At 56.3% G+C, this 15826-nt stretch carries 15 protein-coding genes; 13 read left to right on the top strand and 2 right to left on the bottom strand.

The genetic code is table 11. The features are described from left to right. Positions 1-17: 17 nt before the first annotated feature. Positions 18-2153 carry an intracellular growth attenuator family protein gene (locus tag M2433_RS19920; protein ID WP_429056489.1) on the bottom strand — a complete coding sequence of 712 codons (2136 nt, stop codon included), beginning with the start codon at positions 2151-2153 and terminating at the stop codon, positions 18-20. Between the two features lie 321 nt (positions 2154-2474). On the opposite strand from M2433_RS19920, the gene nudE reads away from it, so the two are divergent. After that, positions 2475-3035, top strand: coding sequence for an ADP compounds hydrolase NudE (nudE, locus tag M2433_RS19915; protein WP_008503041.1), 561 nt, complete (start codon positions 2475-2477; stop codon positions 3033-3035). Positions 3036-3114: 79 nt separating this feature from the next. Here nudE and mrcA read toward each other — a convergent pair whose 3' ends face one another. Then, complete coding sequence (gene mrcA / locus M2433_RS19910) at positions 3115-5667, bottom strand: peptidoglycan glycosyltransferase/peptidoglycan DD-transpeptidase MrcA (RefSeq protein ID WP_429056492.1); 2553 nt, start codon at positions 5665-5667, stop codon at positions 3115-3117. 120 nt (positions 5668-5787) lie between these two features. On the opposite strand from mrcA, the gene M2433_RS19905 reads away from it, so the two are divergent. From M2433_RS19905 to trpS, 12 genes are all read left to right on the top strand, one after another. After that, complete coding sequence (locus M2433_RS19905; protein ID WP_429056495.1) at positions 5788-6564, top strand: DNA utilization protein HofM; 777 nt, start codon at positions 5788-5790, stop codon at positions 6562-6564. Further along, the gene (locus M2433_RS19900; RefSeq protein ID WP_429056497.1) at positions 6561-7049 is read left to right on the top strand and encodes a PilN domain-containing protein; all 489 of its coding nucleotides are present in this window, start codon (positions 6561-6563) and stop codon (positions 7047-7049) included. The genes M2433_RS19905 and M2433_RS19900 overlap by 4 nt, the downstream gene beginning before the upstream one ends. Positions 7050-7052: 3 nt before the next feature. Further along, on the top strand, positions 7053-7508 hold the full coding sequence (locus M2433_RS19895; RefSeq protein WP_429056499.1) for a HofO: 456 nt from the start codon (positions 7053-7055) through the stop codon (positions 7506-7508). Continuing rightward, a complete protein-coding gene (locus tag M2433_RS19890; RefSeq protein WP_429056501.1) occupies positions 7498-7902 on the top strand; it encodes a HofP DNA utilization family protein in 405 nt (134 codons plus the stop codon). The genes M2433_RS19895 and M2433_RS19890 overlap by 11 nt, the downstream gene beginning before the upstream one ends. Further along, positions 7829-9052 (top strand): DNA uptake porin HofQ, encoded by a 1224-nt coding sequence (gene hofQ / locus M2433_RS19885; RefSeq protein WP_429056864.1) that lies wholly within the window; start codon positions 7829-7831, stop codon positions 9050-9052. Before M2433_RS19890 ends, hofQ begins: the two co-directional genes overlap by 74 nt. Positions 9053-9338: 286 nt before the next feature. After that, the gene (aroK, locus tag M2433_RS19880) at positions 9339-9860 is read left to right on the top strand and encodes a shikimate kinase AroK (RefSeq protein ID WP_003861630.1); all 522 of its coding nucleotides are present in this window, start codon (positions 9339-9341) and stop codon (positions 9858-9860) included. 56 nt (positions 9861-9916) lie between these two features. After that, positions 9917-11005 (top strand): 3-dehydroquinate synthase, encoded by a 1089-nt coding sequence (aroB, locus tag M2433_RS19875; protein WP_429056507.1) that lies wholly within the window; start codon positions 9917-9919, stop codon positions 11003-11005. A 92-nt stretch (positions 11006-11097) separates the two neighbouring features. Further along, positions 11098-12399, top strand: a complete 1302-nt coding sequence (gene damX, locus M2433_RS19870; RefSeq protein WP_429056509.1) for a cell division protein DamX — start codon at positions 11098-11100, stop codon at positions 12397-12399. Positions 12400-12466: 67 nt separating this feature from the next. Then, positions 12467-13279, top strand: coding sequence for an adenine-specific DNA-methyltransferase (gene dam / locus M2433_RS19865; RefSeq protein ID WP_047345751.1), 813 nt, complete (start codon positions 12467-12469; stop codon positions 13277-13279). A gap of 41 nt (positions 13280-13320) precedes the next feature. Next, complete coding sequence (rpe, locus tag M2433_RS19860) at positions 13321-13998, top strand: ribulose-phosphate 3-epimerase (protein WP_024907923.1); 678 nt, start codon at positions 13321-13323, stop codon at positions 13996-13998. Continuing rightward, positions 13991-14752 carry a phosphoglycolate phosphatase gene (gph, locus tag M2433_RS19855; RefSeq protein ID WP_429056511.1) on the top strand — a complete coding sequence of 254 codons (762 nt, stop codon included), beginning with the start codon at positions 13991-13993 and terminating at the stop codon, positions 14750-14752. The genes rpe and gph overlap by 8 nt, the downstream gene beginning before the upstream one ends. Beyond that, positions 14745-15749 carry a tryptophan--tRNA ligase gene (gene trpS / locus M2433_RS19850; RefSeq protein WP_429056513.1) on the top strand — a complete coding sequence of 335 codons (1005 nt, stop codon included), beginning with the start codon at positions 14745-14747 and terminating at the stop codon, positions 15747-15749. The genes gph and trpS overlap by 8 nt, the downstream gene beginning before the upstream one ends. The last annotated feature ends 77 nt before the right edge of the window (positions 15750-15826 follow it).

Genomic DNA, 15826 nt, shown 5'->3' with positions numbered 1-15826 from the left:
GTCGCGCAACGACGTTATCAGATCAGGCTCTCAGAGGAGGGGATCAGCTTCGGATTGAGGCAATTTTCGTAATACTGCTGGATGTCGGCAAGCCGGGTGCGCGAGCGCTGGTAGCGGCGCAGGGCCATAAAACCGTTCCAGAAAATGGCGACAAGCATCGCGATCATCAGCAGTGAGGTGCCGATGTAACGCCACAAACCTGCGCTATCCGGCATCCGGTGCAGGCCGATATGGCGAGTGCCGTTGGCGTCGGTATAAATACTCGTGACAATCCCTTCGGCGCTGAACGGCGTTTGCATCAGCATCTGCGCCAGACGCTGGAATTGATTCCACTGTTCCTGCGCCGGGTAGTCATAAAGCGCTACCTGCGGATAGGGCTGATCGACCAGGTCGCTGCCCTCATCGCTGACAATCACAAACCCGCCCGGTGCCGGGCTGTTCAGCGCCTGAGCCGCACGGGTGGTTTCGCGCATCATGAACGGCGATGTCGAGGTGGCGACCAGGTTATCCAGCGATTCGGCGCTAACCGGGCGCAGCAGCACGTTAACGCCATCCAGGCGTCCCGCTTCGGCGCGCTTTACCAGAGAGTCCCAGTCTTTGCTGTTCCCCAGGTTGACCAGCGCATTCTTGAGGCGTATGCACTCATCCTGCGAGGAGCAGAGATCTTCAGTTTTCAGGACGATGTCACCAAAATCATCCAGCAGAACCATGCCTGATTTCTGAATGGCCGAGCGCAGCGCAGGGCTTACGCGCGAATCATCGTCCGGTTTCGGGTGCAGCTGGCGGTTCACCGTCTGGGTAAGGGCCGTGGCTTTATTCACCACTTCGGATTCCGGCAGGGGCAGCGGCGGTGCATCGTTCCAGATAATTTGCGAGCAGTCGAACGGCATGAACGGCGAGTTCTGGCGCGTGTTCCACGCCCCTGGGGCGTGAATATTACACATCCCGGTGCCCTTCAGGCGCAGCGTGTCCCCTACGCGCACACCGGCTTCATCCAGCTTGTTGACGCTGGTCGCTTCGATGGTTTGCGCCCCTTTGATCCACGACAGGGTGAATTTGATGGGCATATCCAGCGGTACGAAAAGCAGCAGCATGATAAAGACCAGCGCGGCGCCTCCCGCAATGACCGTACTGCGAAGCCAGTGCTGAAGCGGGAAATTTTTCACTTCATCATGCAGGGATAAGAAACGTCCCTGACGCACAACGTGGCGGTCAAGGTAGATATCAATATCGGTTTTCTGGCCTAAGTCCTGCGCAATCCACGGTTGCCAGTGGCGCGGGTAGATAAGGTCGATAATACCGAGCGAGATATTGTTGAGATGCTCCTGATCGTTTTCGCCGAACAGGCCCCAGCGCTTTGGCGTCCCGCGCAGGCAGTGGATCTCACGCAGCGAGGTCTTGGCTGGCGGGGCAAAGAGTCCCCAAAGCCCACCTGCCAGCAGCAGCACCGCACCACCGGCCAGCCAGGGAACAAACACGTCCGGCGTCAGCAGGCAGATAAAAAAGAGCAGGAAGGCGGCGACGATCAGAACGGCTTCACGAATGCCGTCCGGGCGGCTCAGGGCGTACTCTTCATATGTCTCCTGGCGAATGTTCAGCAGTTCGATCTGCTCTGTCTCTTCGCCACGAATGGAGGCCTGTGTCGAACTCGCGCGCTCAAGCGCAAAACGCGGCGCTTCCTGAAGGTACTCATTCAGCGTGTGTCCGTTAAGCGAAATAACGAGGGGCAGCGAATCGGTGTGAATCAGCTCAACGCTGTTTTCGTCATTAATGTATTGCTCCCAGGACGGGGGCAGATGCACTTCGACGGAATCGAGGTAATAGCGCCATTTGTTGGGATCGTCGGTGGTGATGCCGTAGCGCGTGATGGAGCGCGTCACGCAGAGCACGGTATCGCTTTGCGTATTAAGCTTTAGCGCGACAGGCGCAGCAGTGGCTCCCGTCGGCCCAGGGGTTAACTGAGAACGGTTCAGAATTTCGAGATAGTTTTCAACCGCATCACGCTCATCTTGCGTGAGTTTGCGCGTGGTCGCTCCCGCAAATGCATTTAAAAAGGGCAGACGATAACGGCGCTGTACGCGACGCCTGTACATCCACCCTGCAACCAACGCGCCGGCCAGCATAGCAGCGAGAACAATCAAAATGGTGCTCATGCTTTCCCCATCTTACTTATCTTACAGGTGTAGTCAGTAGCACCTTTCCATTGAACGAGAATCTGAGGTTGGCTATCGGCAAGTATGGAGTCGAACTTGAGCATTCTGAAGCGCATCCCAGTGACCGGTGATGATAGCAAAGCCTGTTATGGCGCGATATCAGCAAATTCCTGGAAACATTTCAACCTCTTGACATTTGTTTTGAATTGAGGATTGATCCCTGCTACGTTGCATAAATGTAAATAAAGAACGATTGACATTGCCGAAACCGTGCGGCATATCGCACAATAACGCCAGTTCTCACTGCTAAGACCCATCACGATGAGCAAACCACTACAAAAACCCACCATTCTGAATGTTGAAACCGTCGCCAAATCGCGTCTGTTTAATGTCGAAAGTGTGGACCTGGAGTTCAGCAACGGTGTGCGTCGCGTTTATGAACGTATGCGCCCCTCTTCGCGCGAAGCGGTGATGATTGTTCCGATTGTCGACGATCATCTGATTTTGATCCGCGAATACGCTGTGGGAACGGAATCTTACGAGCTTGGGTTTTCAAAAGGGCTTATCGACCCGGGCGAAACCGTCTTTGAAGCGGCAAACCGCGAGCTGAAAGAAGAGGTGGGCTTTGGGGCGAACGAGCTTTCGTTCCTGAAAAAACTGAGCATGGCACCGTCCTATTTTTCCAGCAAAATGAATATCGTGGTGGCTGAAGATCTCTACCCTGAATCGCTGGAAGGGGACGAGCCGGAGCCGCTGCCGCAGGTTCGCTGGCCGCTAGCGCATCTGATGGATCTGCTGGAGGACCCAGACTTTAATGAAGCGCGCAACGTGAGCGCGCTGTTCCTGGTTCGGGAGTGGCTGAAGGGGCAAGGGCGGCTGTAGGCCATAAAAAAAGCCGGGTGGCGGCTTCGCCTTACCCGGCCTACAATACTTTGCCCGGTTTTACCGGGCATTTTTATGCTTAAAACAGCTCGTGCGTTTCGCCGTTATCAATAATCTCTGTACCCACCTCATGCACCGCCTGTGTGGTCGGCTGCGTGCCTTCGATGAAATACTCTTCGCGGCTATTGCCGCCGTTGGCGAGCTGGCCCGTGCTGCGGTCGATATTGACCGTCACCACGCCTGGCGGCGGCGTCAGCGGCTGCTCCGGTACGCCTTCAAGAACCGATTTCATGTAGGCATCCCAGGCCGGTTGCGCACTTTTCGCGCCGCCTTCGTAGCCGGAAATCTGATCTTTAATCGCGCCAGACGCCGTTGTACGGCCTAAATCACGGCGATGATCGTCGAAACCGATCCACACTGATGTCACCACGCCCGGACCGTAACCGGAGAACCACGCGTCTTTCGAGCTGTTGGTTGTCCCCGTTTTGCCGCCGATGTCATGGCGCTGCAAATCACGCCCTGCGCGCCAGCCGGTGCCCTGCCAGCCCGGTTCACCGAAGATGTTAGTGTTCAGCGCGCTCTTAATCAGGAACGACAGCGGCGTGTTGATCACGTGCGGGGCATATTCCTGCGCGCCGGTCTGTGCGACCAGCGCCTGGTTCGCCTGTTCCAGCTGCGGCTGCGGTACAACGCCGTTCGGCTGCTCCTGCGATACGGCAGGGTCTTCCATGTCCTTATTCTCAAGCACGTCAGATTTCGGTGTATTACCGTAAATCACCGGAATATCGCACTCTGCACAGGCAATTTTCGGCTTCGCCTCGAACAGCACGCCGCCCTGATCGTTCTCAATCTTACTGATGAAGTACGGGTCAATCAGGAAGCCGCCGTTGGCCATCACCGAGTATCCACGCGCGACCTGAAGCGGCGTAAAGGAGGCTGAGCCTAACGCCAGTGATTCGGTACGAACGATGTTCTGCGCCGGGAAACCGAAGCGCTGCAGATACTCTGCGGCATAGTCGACGCCCATCGCGCGCATGGCACGCACCATCACCACGTTTTTCGACTGTCCCAGGCCCTGACGAAGACGAATGGGGCCGGCATATTCCGCAGGGGAGTTCTTCGGCTGCCAGTCGGAACCCGCACCGGCATCCCAGCGAGAGATAGGCACGTCGTTAAGGATGCTGGCAAGGGTCAGGCCCTTATCCATCGCCGCCGTGTAGAGGAACGGTTTGATATTGGAACCGACCTGACGCAGCGCCTGGGTGGCGCGGTTAAATTTGCTCTGGTTAAAATCGAAGCCACCGACCAGAGCCATTACTGCGCCGTTCTGTGGATTGATAGAGACCAGGGCCGAGTTGACGTCCGGTACCTGTGCCAGCCACCAGGCATCGGCCACCTTGCGCACCCAGATTTGTTGCCCGGTTTGTACTGCATCGGTCACTTTACGCGGGGTTGGGCCTTGCAGGGTATCCGAACGGTACGGACGCGCCCAGCGGATACCGTCCATACGCAGGGAGACGGACGTACCGTCCGCGAGCGTCGCTACGGCTTCCTGAGGATCGGCCTGAGTCACCACGGCGGGAAGAAGCGGACCATAGGTTGGCAGCGCTTTCAGCGTACTGGTAATTTTTTTGCTGTCCCACGCGCTCTCGCCCACTTTCCAGAGCACGTTTGACGGACCGCGATAGCCGTGACGCATATCGTAGTCCATCACGTTATTGCGCACCGCTTCCTGAGCCGCCTGCTGAACCTTGCGGGTGACGGTGGTGTAAACGCGGTAGCCATCCTCATAGGCCTTATCACCATAGCGGTTCACCATCTCCTGGCGAACCATTTCGGTCAGATAAGGGGCTGAGAAGGCAATCTCAGGGGCATGGTAGTTGGCGTCAATGACATCGTTGCGCGCCTGGTCGTACTCGCTCTGGCTGATATAGCCTTCGCTCAGCATACGTGACAGGACGACGTTACGACGCGCGGTGGCGCGGTCGAGCGAGTAGAGCGGGTTAAACGTGGACGGCGCTTTCGGCAGACCGGCGATGGTTGCCATTTCGCTTAAGGTGAGCTGCTCAACGGGCTTACCGAAGTACACCTGCGCTGCAGCCCCCACGCCATAGGCACGGTAGCCCAGGTAGATTTTATTGAGGTACAGCTCAAGGATCTCGTTTTTGCTCAGCAGCTGCTCAATACGGATCGCAAGGAATACCTCTTTGATCTTACGGGTCAGCGTCTTTTCAGGGCTGAGGAAGAAGTTACGCGCCAGCTGCTGCGTAATGGTACTCGCCCCCTGAGAGGCATGACCAGAAAACAGCGCAATGCTCGCGGCACGGAAAATCCCCACCGGATCGACACCGTGGTGCTCGTAAAAACGGCTGTCCTCGGTGGCGATAAAGGCCTTCACCATGACAGGAGGAATTTGGTTTAAGGTCAGCGGGATACGGCGCTTCTCGCCATACTGCGCCATTAACTCGCCATCGGCGCTATAGACCTGCATCGGGATCTGGAGACGCACATCGCGAAGCGTGGCGACATCAGGCAGCTGTGGCTCAATATATTTGTATAAACCGTAAATCGAGCCTGCTCCCAGCAGAATGCAACAGACTGCAAGGATGAATAAATACTTTACGAACTTCACCGGAGATTTCCCATTTGGTTTCACTTGGGCAGTTTCTAAACAATCGCGCGGTAGTATAAAGGCAACCCTGATGCATTGATATAGCCGTCAAGGTGACGGGCGATAAGGAGATCGTGAAGCATGGCTTTCAAAACATGGCAAACGGGCGTTCATATTCAACAGGATAGGGTGCTAATCGTCGCGTTGGTCCGGGAGAAGTCGGGCTGGTGTTTGCGCCGCTGGTGGGCAATTCCTCTGGCCGAAGGCATCATTCGTGACGGCAAGATTTGTCAGCCAGAACAGCTGGCTGATGCGTTGCGCGACTGGCGGAAAACGTTACCGCACTCTCACCGGGTGTTTCTCTCTTTCCCGGCCGCGCGCACCCTGCAAAGGTCGCTTCCCCGCCCGACCATTGCGCTGCGCGACAGCGAGCAGCTCTCGTGGCTTGGCGCGGCGCTCTCGCGCGAGCTGGAGGTCTCTGCGGAGGCGCTCTGTTTCGATTACGCGCAGGACACCTTCAGCAATACCTTTCACGTCACTGCGGCACAAAACAACGAGGTCGAAACGCTTCTGACGCTGGCGAAAACGCTGCGTTTGCGGCTGGTGACCATTACCCCGGACGCCAGCGCGCTGAAGAATCTTCTTCCTGCCGTGGCGCCGGCGCAGTGCGTCGCCTGGCGGGACGAGCGGCAGTGGCTCTGGGCAATGCGCCACCAGTGGGGCCGTCGTGTTGCCGCCGAAGCAGAAAACGTGGCTGAGCTGTCGGCGCTGCTGGCCCTTGGTCCGGATGACATCGCGCTGTTTGATAGCCGACGTGACCCGTGGGAAACCCTGGAGCGCTGCCATGCCCCGTTACCGGAATGCGGCGCTGATTATACCGTTGCGCTGGCGCTGGCCATGAGTCAGGTGCCCGAATGAGCAGCACGAATCTTCTGCCGTGGCGACAGCAGCGGCGCGCGCGATGCCTGCGGTTCTGGGGCGCGATGTTTTTCGGCACAGCGCTGGTGATGCTCATGGTCATTTTTTGTTTGCGGATGACCCATCTCATGCGGCTGCATGCCCTGCAAGCGGATCTGGCGGGAATGCAGTCCGTGCAGCACGTGCTGGCCTCTCACCAGCGGCTTGCTGCACAAACGCAGATGCCTGCGCGTCAGCAACGCCTGTGGCAACCGGTGATGGAGTCACTTTCCCGCGCCATTCCTGCACAGGTCTGGCTGACGGAACTGCGCTATCAGCCGCCTGCGCTGATGCTGGCCGGACATGCCACAACTCTGCCGGCCCTCTCCGCCCTGCGTGATGCGCTTGGACAAATTGCCGGTTTTACCCCCGGGACGGCGGGTGAGCTTCGGCAGGATAATCAGGGGCGCTGGATGTTTACCTTTCATCTTAAAAGCGAGGGATAACGCGTGAATACCCTGTTGGAACGCTGGTGCGAGAGTCGTGCCTGGATTCGGGTGCTCTGCTGGTGTCTGGGGAGTCTCCTGGCAGCATTGGCTGCGTGGGGCACCTTGCTCAGACCGGTAGACCTGCAGTGTGCTGAACGACAACGCCAGCTTATCCAGGACGTAAGGGCAAACGCGGCGTTATGGCCTGCGGTCAGAAAGACGCCGTTTCACCCGGAAATGACGAAAGTACGGGAGCTGACGCCGTTTTCACCGCTCGATTTTCAGGACAATGGCACGACGCTGGTTCACTGGAAGCCGCTGCCGAACGGAGGAGAACTGGCGCTGGAGGTTGAGTGGCCGGCGATCCCGGGGCTTTTTTCCCGGCTGGCGCAGCGGGACGTGCAGGTCGCGGCTTTCGCTATTGCGCCTGAAGGTAAGGCGTTACGCCTGCGGCTGGAGCTGAATCATGCGGAATAGCGTGCGATATCTGCTGGTTTGCTCAGTGTTGCTCTTAACCGGTATGCGCGATCCGTTTCGCCCGCCGGACGATCCTTGCGCCATTGGTGAACTGGCGCAATGGCACTATCGCGGCATGGTGGGAGGACGTCAGGCTATTGGCATCTTGCAGGATGGGCAAAAGCGCTGGTACCGGCTGAAAGCGCACGAACGCTTCCCGGCGGGCTGGCAGATAACAGCCATCAATGAATCTGAGCTGGTTGTTGATGTGGGTGATACCTGTGACCCCGTCCGATGGACGTGGCAACGAGAAGGAACGGATAAGAATGAATTTACGGATAATGCTGTTGCTGCTGGCGTTCAGCCATCCGCTGTGGGCCGCCGCGCCAAAGCCGGTCACGCTGGTGGTGGATGACGTCCCTGTGGTCCAGGTGCTGCAGGCGCTGGTCGCACAGGAGAGCCGCAATCTGGTGGTATCGCCTGATGTGAGCGGCACGCTTTCTCTCAATCTTACGCGCGTCCCCTGGCGGCAAGCGATACAGACGGTTGTCTCCAGCGCCGGACTCGTTTTGCGAGAGGAGGGGGGGATTTTTTATGTTCATACCGCGGCGTGGCAGCGTGAACAGCAGGAACGTTCTGAACAGGAGCGGACGCGTCGACAGCTTGATGCACCGCTGGTCTCACAAAGCCTCTCTTTTTCCTATGCCGATGCCGCAGAGCTGCAAAAAGCCGCAGAAAAGCTCCTGAGCCCAAAGGGGAGCTTATCCGTCGACAAACGTACCAACCGCCTGCTGATTCGGGATAACCAAACGGTGGTGGATACGCTCCAGCGCTGGGCCACTCAGATGGATATTCCCGTCGAGCAGGTAGAGCTGGCTGCGCACATTGTGACCATTACTGAAAAAAGCCTGCGCGAGCTGGGGGTGAAGTGGAATCTCGCCGACGCCACCGACGCGGGCAAGGTTGGACAGCTCACGACGCTTGGCGGCGATCTTTCCGTGGCTGGCGCCACCAGCCACGTGGGTTTTAATATCGGGCGAATCAACGGTCGGCTGCTGGATCTGGAGCTGTCTGCGCTGGAGCAAAAACAGCAGGTCGATATCATCGCCAGCCCGAGGTTGCTGGCCTCGCATATGCAACCGGCCAGTATTAAGCAGGGCAGTGAAATACCGTATCAGGTCTCAAGCGGTGAAAGCGGCGCAACCTCCGTCGAGTTCAAAGAGGCGGTGTTGGGGATGGAGGTGACGCCGGTGGTACTGCCGGGGGGACGCGTGCGCCTGAAATTACACATCAGCGAAAATATGCCAGGACAGGTCCTGCAGCAGGCTGACGGGGAAACGCTGGCTATCGACAAACAGGAGATAGAAACGCAGGTTGAAGTAAAAAGTGGCGAAACGCTGGCGCTGGGCGGTATTTTTTCACAAAAGAACAAAACCGGCAGTGACAGCGTGCCGGGGCTGGGCAGCATCCCCTGGATTGGCGCGCTTTTTCGCCATGACGGGAAAGATAACGAACGACGCGAGCTAGTGGTGTTTATTACGCCACGTCTGGTCGGTATTCGCTGACGGGTAACGATCCCCGCAATGATTTTGCATTCAGTTTGTTGCAGAAGTTTGACGTGGGGCATGAATTAGCATACAAGGAGTACCGATTTGAGTTGGACTTACGTCTTATTACCTTATGCATCCGGCGCGGTAATTTAATCAGTTGCCAAACAAGCCGGAGTATTGAGATAATTTTTAGTCTGACTCTCGCTCTATTGCATATGAGGTTTCAGTTCATGTCCTGCTACGCTGGGTGTCTGCGAAGCGGGGATTACCATTAACGAATAGTCTTAGTAGTACCGATAAAATGGCAGAGAAACGCAATATCTTTCTGGTTGGGCCTATGGGTGCCGGCAAAAGCACTATTGGGCGTCAGTTAGCTCAACAACTCAATATGGAATTTTACGATTCTGATCAAGAGATTGAGAAACGAACCGGAGCTGATGTGGGCTGGGTTTTCGACGTAGAAGGCGAAGAAGGTTTCCGTGACCGAGAAGAAAAAGTGATCAACGAACTCACGGAAAAACAGGGCATCGTTCTGGCAACAGGCGGCGGCTCTGTGAAATCTCGCGAAACCCGCAACCGTCTCTCCGCCCGTGGCGTAGTGGTCTATCTTGAGACGACCATTGAGAAACAGCTGGCACGTACGCAGCGTGATAAAAAGCGCCCGCTGCTGCAGGTTGAAACGCCACCACGCGAAGTTCTGGAAGCGTTGGCCGATGAACGCAATCCGCTGTATGAAGAGATTGCCGATGTGACCATTCGTACTGACGATCAGAGCGCTAAAGTGGTTGCAAACCAGATTATTCATATGCTGGAAAGCAACTGATTCTGGCTTTATATACACTCGCCTGCGGGTAAAGCATTAAAGGTGGATGTCGCGTCATGGAGAGGATTACAGTTACTCTCGGGGAACGTAGTTACCCTATCACCATCGCGGCTGGCTTGTTTAACGATCCAGCTTCCTTTTTACCACTGAAAGCGGGTGATCAGGCGATGCTGGTCACCAATGAGACGCTGGCTCCGCTTTATCTCGACCGTGTACACCACCTGCTTGAGCAGGCGGGCGTTAAAGTCGACAGTGTGATTCTCCCCGATGGCGAGCAGTATAAAAGCCTGGCGGTACTGGATACCGTCTTTACCGCATTGCTGCAAAAACCGCACGGTCGCGATACAACACTGCTTGCCCTGGGCGGCGGTGTTGTGGGCGATCTGACCGGCTTTGCGGCCGCAAGCTATCAACGTGGTGTCCGCTTTATTCAAATCCCGACCACGTTACTGTCCCAGGTCGACTCCTCTGTGGGTGGCAAAACGGCAGTCAACCATCCGCTCGGTAAAAACATGATTGGCGCGTTCTACCAGCCCGCATCGGTGGTGGTGGATCTCGACTGTCTGAAAACCCTGCCGAAGCGCGAGCTGGCTTCTGGCCTGGCGGAAGTGATCAAATACGGCATTATTCTGGATGGCGAGTTCTTTAACTGGCTTGAAGAGAATATGGATGCGTTGTTGCGCCTGGATGAGGCTACACTGGCGTATTGCATTCGTCGTTGCTGTGAGCTGAAAGCAGAAGTTGTCGCGGCAGACGAGCGTGAAACGGGCTTACGTGCTTTACTGAATCTTGGGCATACGTTTGGTCACGCGATTGAGGCCGAAATGGGTTACGGTAACTGGCTGCACGGTGAAGCCGTTGCGGCCGGCATGGTAATGGCTGCCCGCACCTCTGAACGTCTTGGACAGTTCAAGCCGGAAGAGACGGCACGCATCATTGCGCTGCTTGAGCGTGCAGGTTTGCCGGTAACCGGGCCGCAGGAGATGTCGGCGCAAGCGTATTTACCCCACATGATGCGCGATAAAAAAGTATTGGCAGGCGAGATGCGTCTTGTACTCCCGCTTGCAATAGGGAAAAGTGAAGTGCGCGGCGGAGTGCCGCACGATGTCGTTCTTGGCGCTATCGCTGATTGTCAGCAGGCGTAACAACTAGAAAGGTCAGGCCACTGTTGCAGGTGGTCGTTTAGCTTCAGGTGAAATGCAAAGTCGTTGGCATAAGCCTTTGAGTGGGGTGTTAAATGGATGAATTCAAACCAGAAGACGAGCTGAAACCCGATCCCAGCGATCGTCGTACTGGTCGTTCTCGTCAATCTTCAGAACGTGATAACGAGCCGCAGATCAACTTTGACGATGTTGATCTGGATGCAGACGATCGTCGCCCTTCGCGCAGCCGCAACGCGCACGAGGAGCGAGAAGAAGAGGATTATGAGTCCGAAGAAGATTCAATGGACGAACAGCCTGTAGAGCGTCGCCCGCGTAAACGTAAAAAAGCCGCTGCGCCAAAACCGGCTTCCCGCCAGTACATCATGATGGGCCTTGGCGTTTTGGTGCTTGTGCTGCTGATTGTCGGCATTGGCTCCGCGCTAAAAGCACCGTCAACGAACTCAACCGAGCAAACCGCTTCCGCTGAGAAGAGCATTAACCTTTCCGGTAACGATGCGTCCAATCAGGCGAATGGCGCGCAGCCTGCTCCGGGTGCCACTTCCGCCGAGCAGACCGCGGGTAACACAACAACGCCGCAGGATGTTTCTCTGCCGCCCGTTTCCTCTACCCCTGCTCAGGGCCAGACACCTGCTACGCCTGAAGGCCAGCAGCGCGTAGAAGTTCAGGGAGACCTGAACAATGCGCTGACGCAGCCACAGAATCAGCAGCAGGTTGATAACGTCGTGGTTAACTCTACGCTGCCAACTGAACCTGCAACCGTTGCCCCGATTCGCGGTGGTAACGCTCAGCCGCAAACGGCCGCGACGGAAACCAAACCGCGCCAGACGCAGACTGCGACACGTCCTGAACGTAAGCAGGCGGTGATTGAGCCTAAGCGTGAAGCCAAACCTCAGGCAGTGGTAAAAGCGCCTGAAGTGAAAGCCGTACCGGCACAGCCGAAACACACTGAAACGGCTGCGGTGAGCGAGCCTGCTAAAGCGCCAGTCACGCAGACTGCACCGAAAGCAACGGCAACCACCACGGCACCGGCTGCCACAGCTGCGCCTGCCACAACGGCAACAGCATCCAGCGGCGCGGCAGGTAAAACGGCAGGTAACGTCGGTTCGCTGAAGTCTGCGCCATCCAGCAACTACACGCTGCAGCTGAGCAGTTCGTCTAACTATGACAACCTCAACGGTTGGGCGAAGAAATCCAATCTGAAAAACTATGTTGTTTATCAGACGACCCGTAACGGTCAGCCGTGGTATGTGCTGGTGAGCGGTGTGTATGCTTCAAAAGATGAAGCAAAACGTGCCGTGGCGACGCTGCCAGCAGACGTTCAGGCGAAAAACCCGTGGGCGAAGCCGATTCATCAGGTTCAGGCCGATCTGAAGTAATGTTTAAAGCGCAGGATGCTGTCGGAGCTTTCTCCACAGCCGGAGAAGGTGTAATCAGTTAGTCAGCATGAAAAAAAATCGCGCTTTTCTGAAATGGGCAGGGGGGAAATACCCCCTGCTCGATGATATTAAAAAGCACCTGCCGAAAGGCGAGTGTCTTATCGAGCCTTTCGTGGGTGCAGGATCGGTGTTCCTGAACACCGATTTTTCTCGTTATATCCTGGCGGATATCAACAGCGACCTTATCAGCCTCTATAACATCGTTAAGCATCGTACCGATGAGTATGTCGCAGAGGCGCGTGCACTGTTTACGCCTGAGAACAATAACCCGGACGTTTACTACCAGTTCCGTGCGGAGTTTAACCAGAGCCAGGATCCGTTTCGTAGGGCGCTGCTGTTCCTCTATCTCAACCGTCATGGTTACAACGGCCTGTGCCGTTATAATCTTCGTGGGGAATTTAACGTGCCTTTTGGCCGCTACAAGCGTCCCTATTTCCCACAGGACGAGCTGTATCACTTTGCCGAAAAAGCACAGCATGCCGAGTTTCACTGCCTCTCGTATGAAGAGTGTATGGAACTGGCAGGCGTAAACTCGGTGGTTTACTGCGATCCCCCTTACGCGCCGCTGTCGGCGACGGCGAACTTCACCGCCTATCACACCAACAGCTTCAGCCCGGCCGAACAGGCCCGTCTGGCGGAGATGGCGGAAAAGCTGGTCAGCAAAAGAATTCCGGTGTTAATTTCAAATCACGATACCCCTGATACGCGCGAATGGTACAAAGCCGCGAAGCATTTTCAGGTTAAAGTGCGGCGTAGCATTAGCAGCAACGGCGGCACACGTAAAAAGGTGGACGAACTCCTGGCTCTTTATCGCCCCTGAGCCGTTTTGCCCGCCGGTAAACACATTTCAAGGAGATGCGGATGAAACAGTTTTTGATTGCTCCCTCAATTCTGTCGGCCGATTTTGCCCGCCTGGGTGAAGATACCGCTAAAGCTCTCGCGGCTGGCGCAGATGTCGTCCATTTCGACGTTATGGATAACCACTACGTCCCCAATCTGACCATTGGTCCAATGGTGCTTAAGGCGCTGCGCAACTACGGCATTACCGCCCCGATTGACGTTCATCTGATGGTGAAACCTGTTGACCGTATCGTGCCAGATTTCGCCGCAGCGGGCGCCAGCATCATCACCTTCCATCCGGAAGCTTCTGAACATGTGGATCGCACCCTGCAGTTGATCAAAGAGAACGGCTGCAAGGCGGGCCTGGTATTTAACCCGGCCACGCCGCTGAGCTATCTCGACTACGTCATGGACAAGCTGGATGTCATTCTGCTGATGTCCGTTAACCCCGGCTTTGGCGGTCAGTCGTTCATTCCTCACACGCTCGATAAGCTGCGTGAAGTACGCCGCCGCATTGATGAGTCAGGTTACGATATTCGCCTGGAAGTAGACGGCGGTGTGAAAGTGAATAACATTGGTGAAATTGCGGCAGCGGGCGCGGATATGTTCGTTGCAGGTTCAGCGATTTTCGACCAACCGGATTACAAAAAAGTCATTGATGAAATGCGCCGCGAGCTGGCGAAGGTAAGTCATGGATAAGTTGCAGGCAATTCGGGGGGTGGCATTCGACCTCGACGGCACGCTGGTTGACAGCGCGCCGGGCTTAACGAGTGCCGTGGACCAGGCGCTGTATGCCCTTGAGCTGCCCGTTGCGGGCGAAGAGCGCGTGGTGACGTGGATTGGCAACGGCGCCGATGTCCTGATGGAGCGCGCGTTGACGTGGGCACGTCAGGAGCGCGCGTCGCAGCGTTCCGCGCAGGGTAAACCGAGCGTCGATCATGCCGATATCCCGCAGGAAGAGCAGCTGCGCATTCTGCGCAAACTGTTCGATCGTTTCTATGAAGAGACCGTCGAGGAGGGCAGTTTCCTCTTCCCGGACGTTACGGAAACGCTGAGCGCGCTGCACGCGAAGGGCATTCCGCTGGGGCTGGTGACCAACAAACCGACGCCGTTTGTGGCACCGCTGCTTGAAGCGCTGGATATCGCGAAGTACTTCTCCGTGATTGTGGGCGGCGACGATGTGCAAAACAAAAAGCCGCATCCGGAACCGCTGCTGCTGGTGGCAGGAAAATTATCCTTAACACCTGCTGAGCTGCTCTTTGTCGGTGATTCGCGCAATGATATTCTGGCTGCCCGAGCGGCTGGGTGTCCTTCCGTCGGATTAACCTATGGCTACAACTACGGTGAGGCCATCACGCTAAGTGAGCCGGATGTTGTGTTCGACCACTTCAAAGATTTGTTGCCCGCACTCGGGCTTTCGCACAGTGAACATCAGGAATTGAATAATGACTAAGCCCATCGTTTTTAGTGGCGCACAGCCTTCAGGTGAATTGACCATTGGTAACTACATGGGTGCGTTACGTCAGTGGGTCAGCATGCAGGATGACTACCATTGCATTTACTGCATCGTCGATCTCCACGCAATTACCGCCCGTCAGGATCCTGAGAAGCTGCGCAAAGCCACGCTGGACACCCTCGCCCTGTATCTGGCCTGTGGGATCGATCCTGAGAAGAGCACCATTTTTGTTCAGTCCCATGTGCCAGAGCATGCACAGCTGGGCTGGGCGCTGAACTGCTACACCTATTTCGGTGAACTGAGCCGCATGACCCAGTTCAAGGATAAATCCGCGCGCTACTCTGAAAACATCAACGCCGGTCTGTTTGACTATCCGGTGCTGATGGCGGCAGACATCCTGCTGTACCAGACTAACCAGGTGCCGGTGGGCGAAGACCAGAAGCAGCATCTCGAGCTGAGCCGCGATATTGCCCAGCGCTTCAACGCGATCTACGGCGATGTCTTTAAGGTGCCAGAGCCGTTTATTCCGAAATCCGGCGCGCGCGTGATGTCGCTGCTGGAGCCAACCAAGAAGATGTCCAAGTCTGACGATAACCGCAACAACGTTATCGGCCTGCTGGAAGATCCGAAATCGGTGGTCAAAAAGCTCAAGCGCGCGGTGACCGACTCCGACGAGCCGCCTGTGGTGCGCTACGACGTGCAGAATAAAGCGGGCGTCTCCAACCTGCTGGATATTCTCTCCGGTGTTACCGGCCAGAGCATTTCTGAGCTGGAACAGCACTTTGAAGGGAAGATGTACGGCCACCTGAAAGGCGAAGTGGCAGATGCCGTTTCCGACATGCTGACTGAGCTGCAGGAGCGTTATCACCGCTATCGTAACGATGAAGCTTTCCTGCAGAAAGTGATGAAAGAGGGCGCGGAAAAAGCCAGCGCGCGCGCGTCCGAAACCCTGAAAGCGGTGTACGAAGCGATTGGGTTTGTCGCGAAACCATAGGTAAAAGCAAAACGGTAACCACGTTACCGTTTTTAGGGTTTGTACCCTCTCCCCGTGGGAGAGGGCCAGGGTGAGGG

The sequence above is a fragment of the Enterobacter sp. AC1 genome, from assembly GCF_050434705.1.
Classification (GTDB): Bacteria; Pseudomonadota; Gammaproteobacteria; order Enterobacterales; family Enterobacteriaceae; genus Enterobacter; species Enterobacter cloacae_L.
Note: the sequence above shows the minus strand (reverse complement) of the source record. Positions and strands in the feature narration are given on the sequence as shown.

Bases quoted from the DNA above. Each gene is read 5' to 3' on its own strand.
- M2433_RS19920 (WP_429056489.1), bottom strand. From the start codon at position 2,153: ATGAGCACCATTTTGATTGTTCTCGCTGCTATGCTGGCCGGCGCGTTG.
- nudE (WP_008503041.1), top strand. From the start codon at position 2,475: ATGAGCAAACCACTACAAAAACCCACCATTCTGAATGTTGAAACCGTC.
- M2433_RS19905 (WP_429056495.1), top strand. From the start codon at position 5,788: ATGGCTTTCAAAACATGGCAAACGGGCGTTCATATTCAACAGGATAGG.
- M2433_RS19900 (WP_429056497.1), top strand. From the start codon at position 6,561: ATGAGCAGCACGAATCTTCTGCCGTGGCGACAGCAGCGGCGCGCGCGA.
- M2433_RS19890 (WP_429056501.1), top strand. From the start codon at position 7,498: ATGCGGAATAGCGTGCGATATCTGCTGGTTTGCTCAGTGTTGCTCTTA.
- hofQ (WP_429056864.1), top strand. From the start codon at position 7,829: ATGCTGTTGCTGCTGGCGTTCAGCCATCCGCTGTGGGCCGCCGCGCCA.
- aroK (WP_003861630.1), top strand. From the start codon at position 9,339: ATGGCAGAGAAACGCAATATCTTTCTGGTTGGGCCTATGGGTGCCGGC.
- aroB (WP_429056507.1), top strand. From the start codon at position 9,917: ATGGAGAGGATTACAGTTACTCTCGGGGAACGTAGTTACCCTATCACC.
- damX (WP_429056509.1), top strand. From the start codon at position 11,098: ATGGATGAATTCAAACCAGAAGACGAGCTGAAACCCGATCCCAGCGAT.
- dam (WP_047345751.1), top strand. From the start codon at position 12,467: ATGAAAAAAAATCGCGCTTTTCTGAAATGGGCAGGGGGGAAATACCCC.
- rpe (WP_024907923.1), top strand. From the start codon at position 13,321: ATGAAACAGTTTTTGATTGCTCCCTCAATTCTGTCGGCCGATTTTGCC.
- gph (WP_429056511.1), top strand. From the start codon at position 13,991: ATGGATAAGTTGCAGGCAATTCGGGGGGTGGCATTCGACCTCGACGGC.
- trpS (WP_429056513.1), top strand. From the start codon at position 14,745: ATGACTAAGCCCATCGTTTTTAGTGGCGCACAGCCTTCAGGTGAATTG.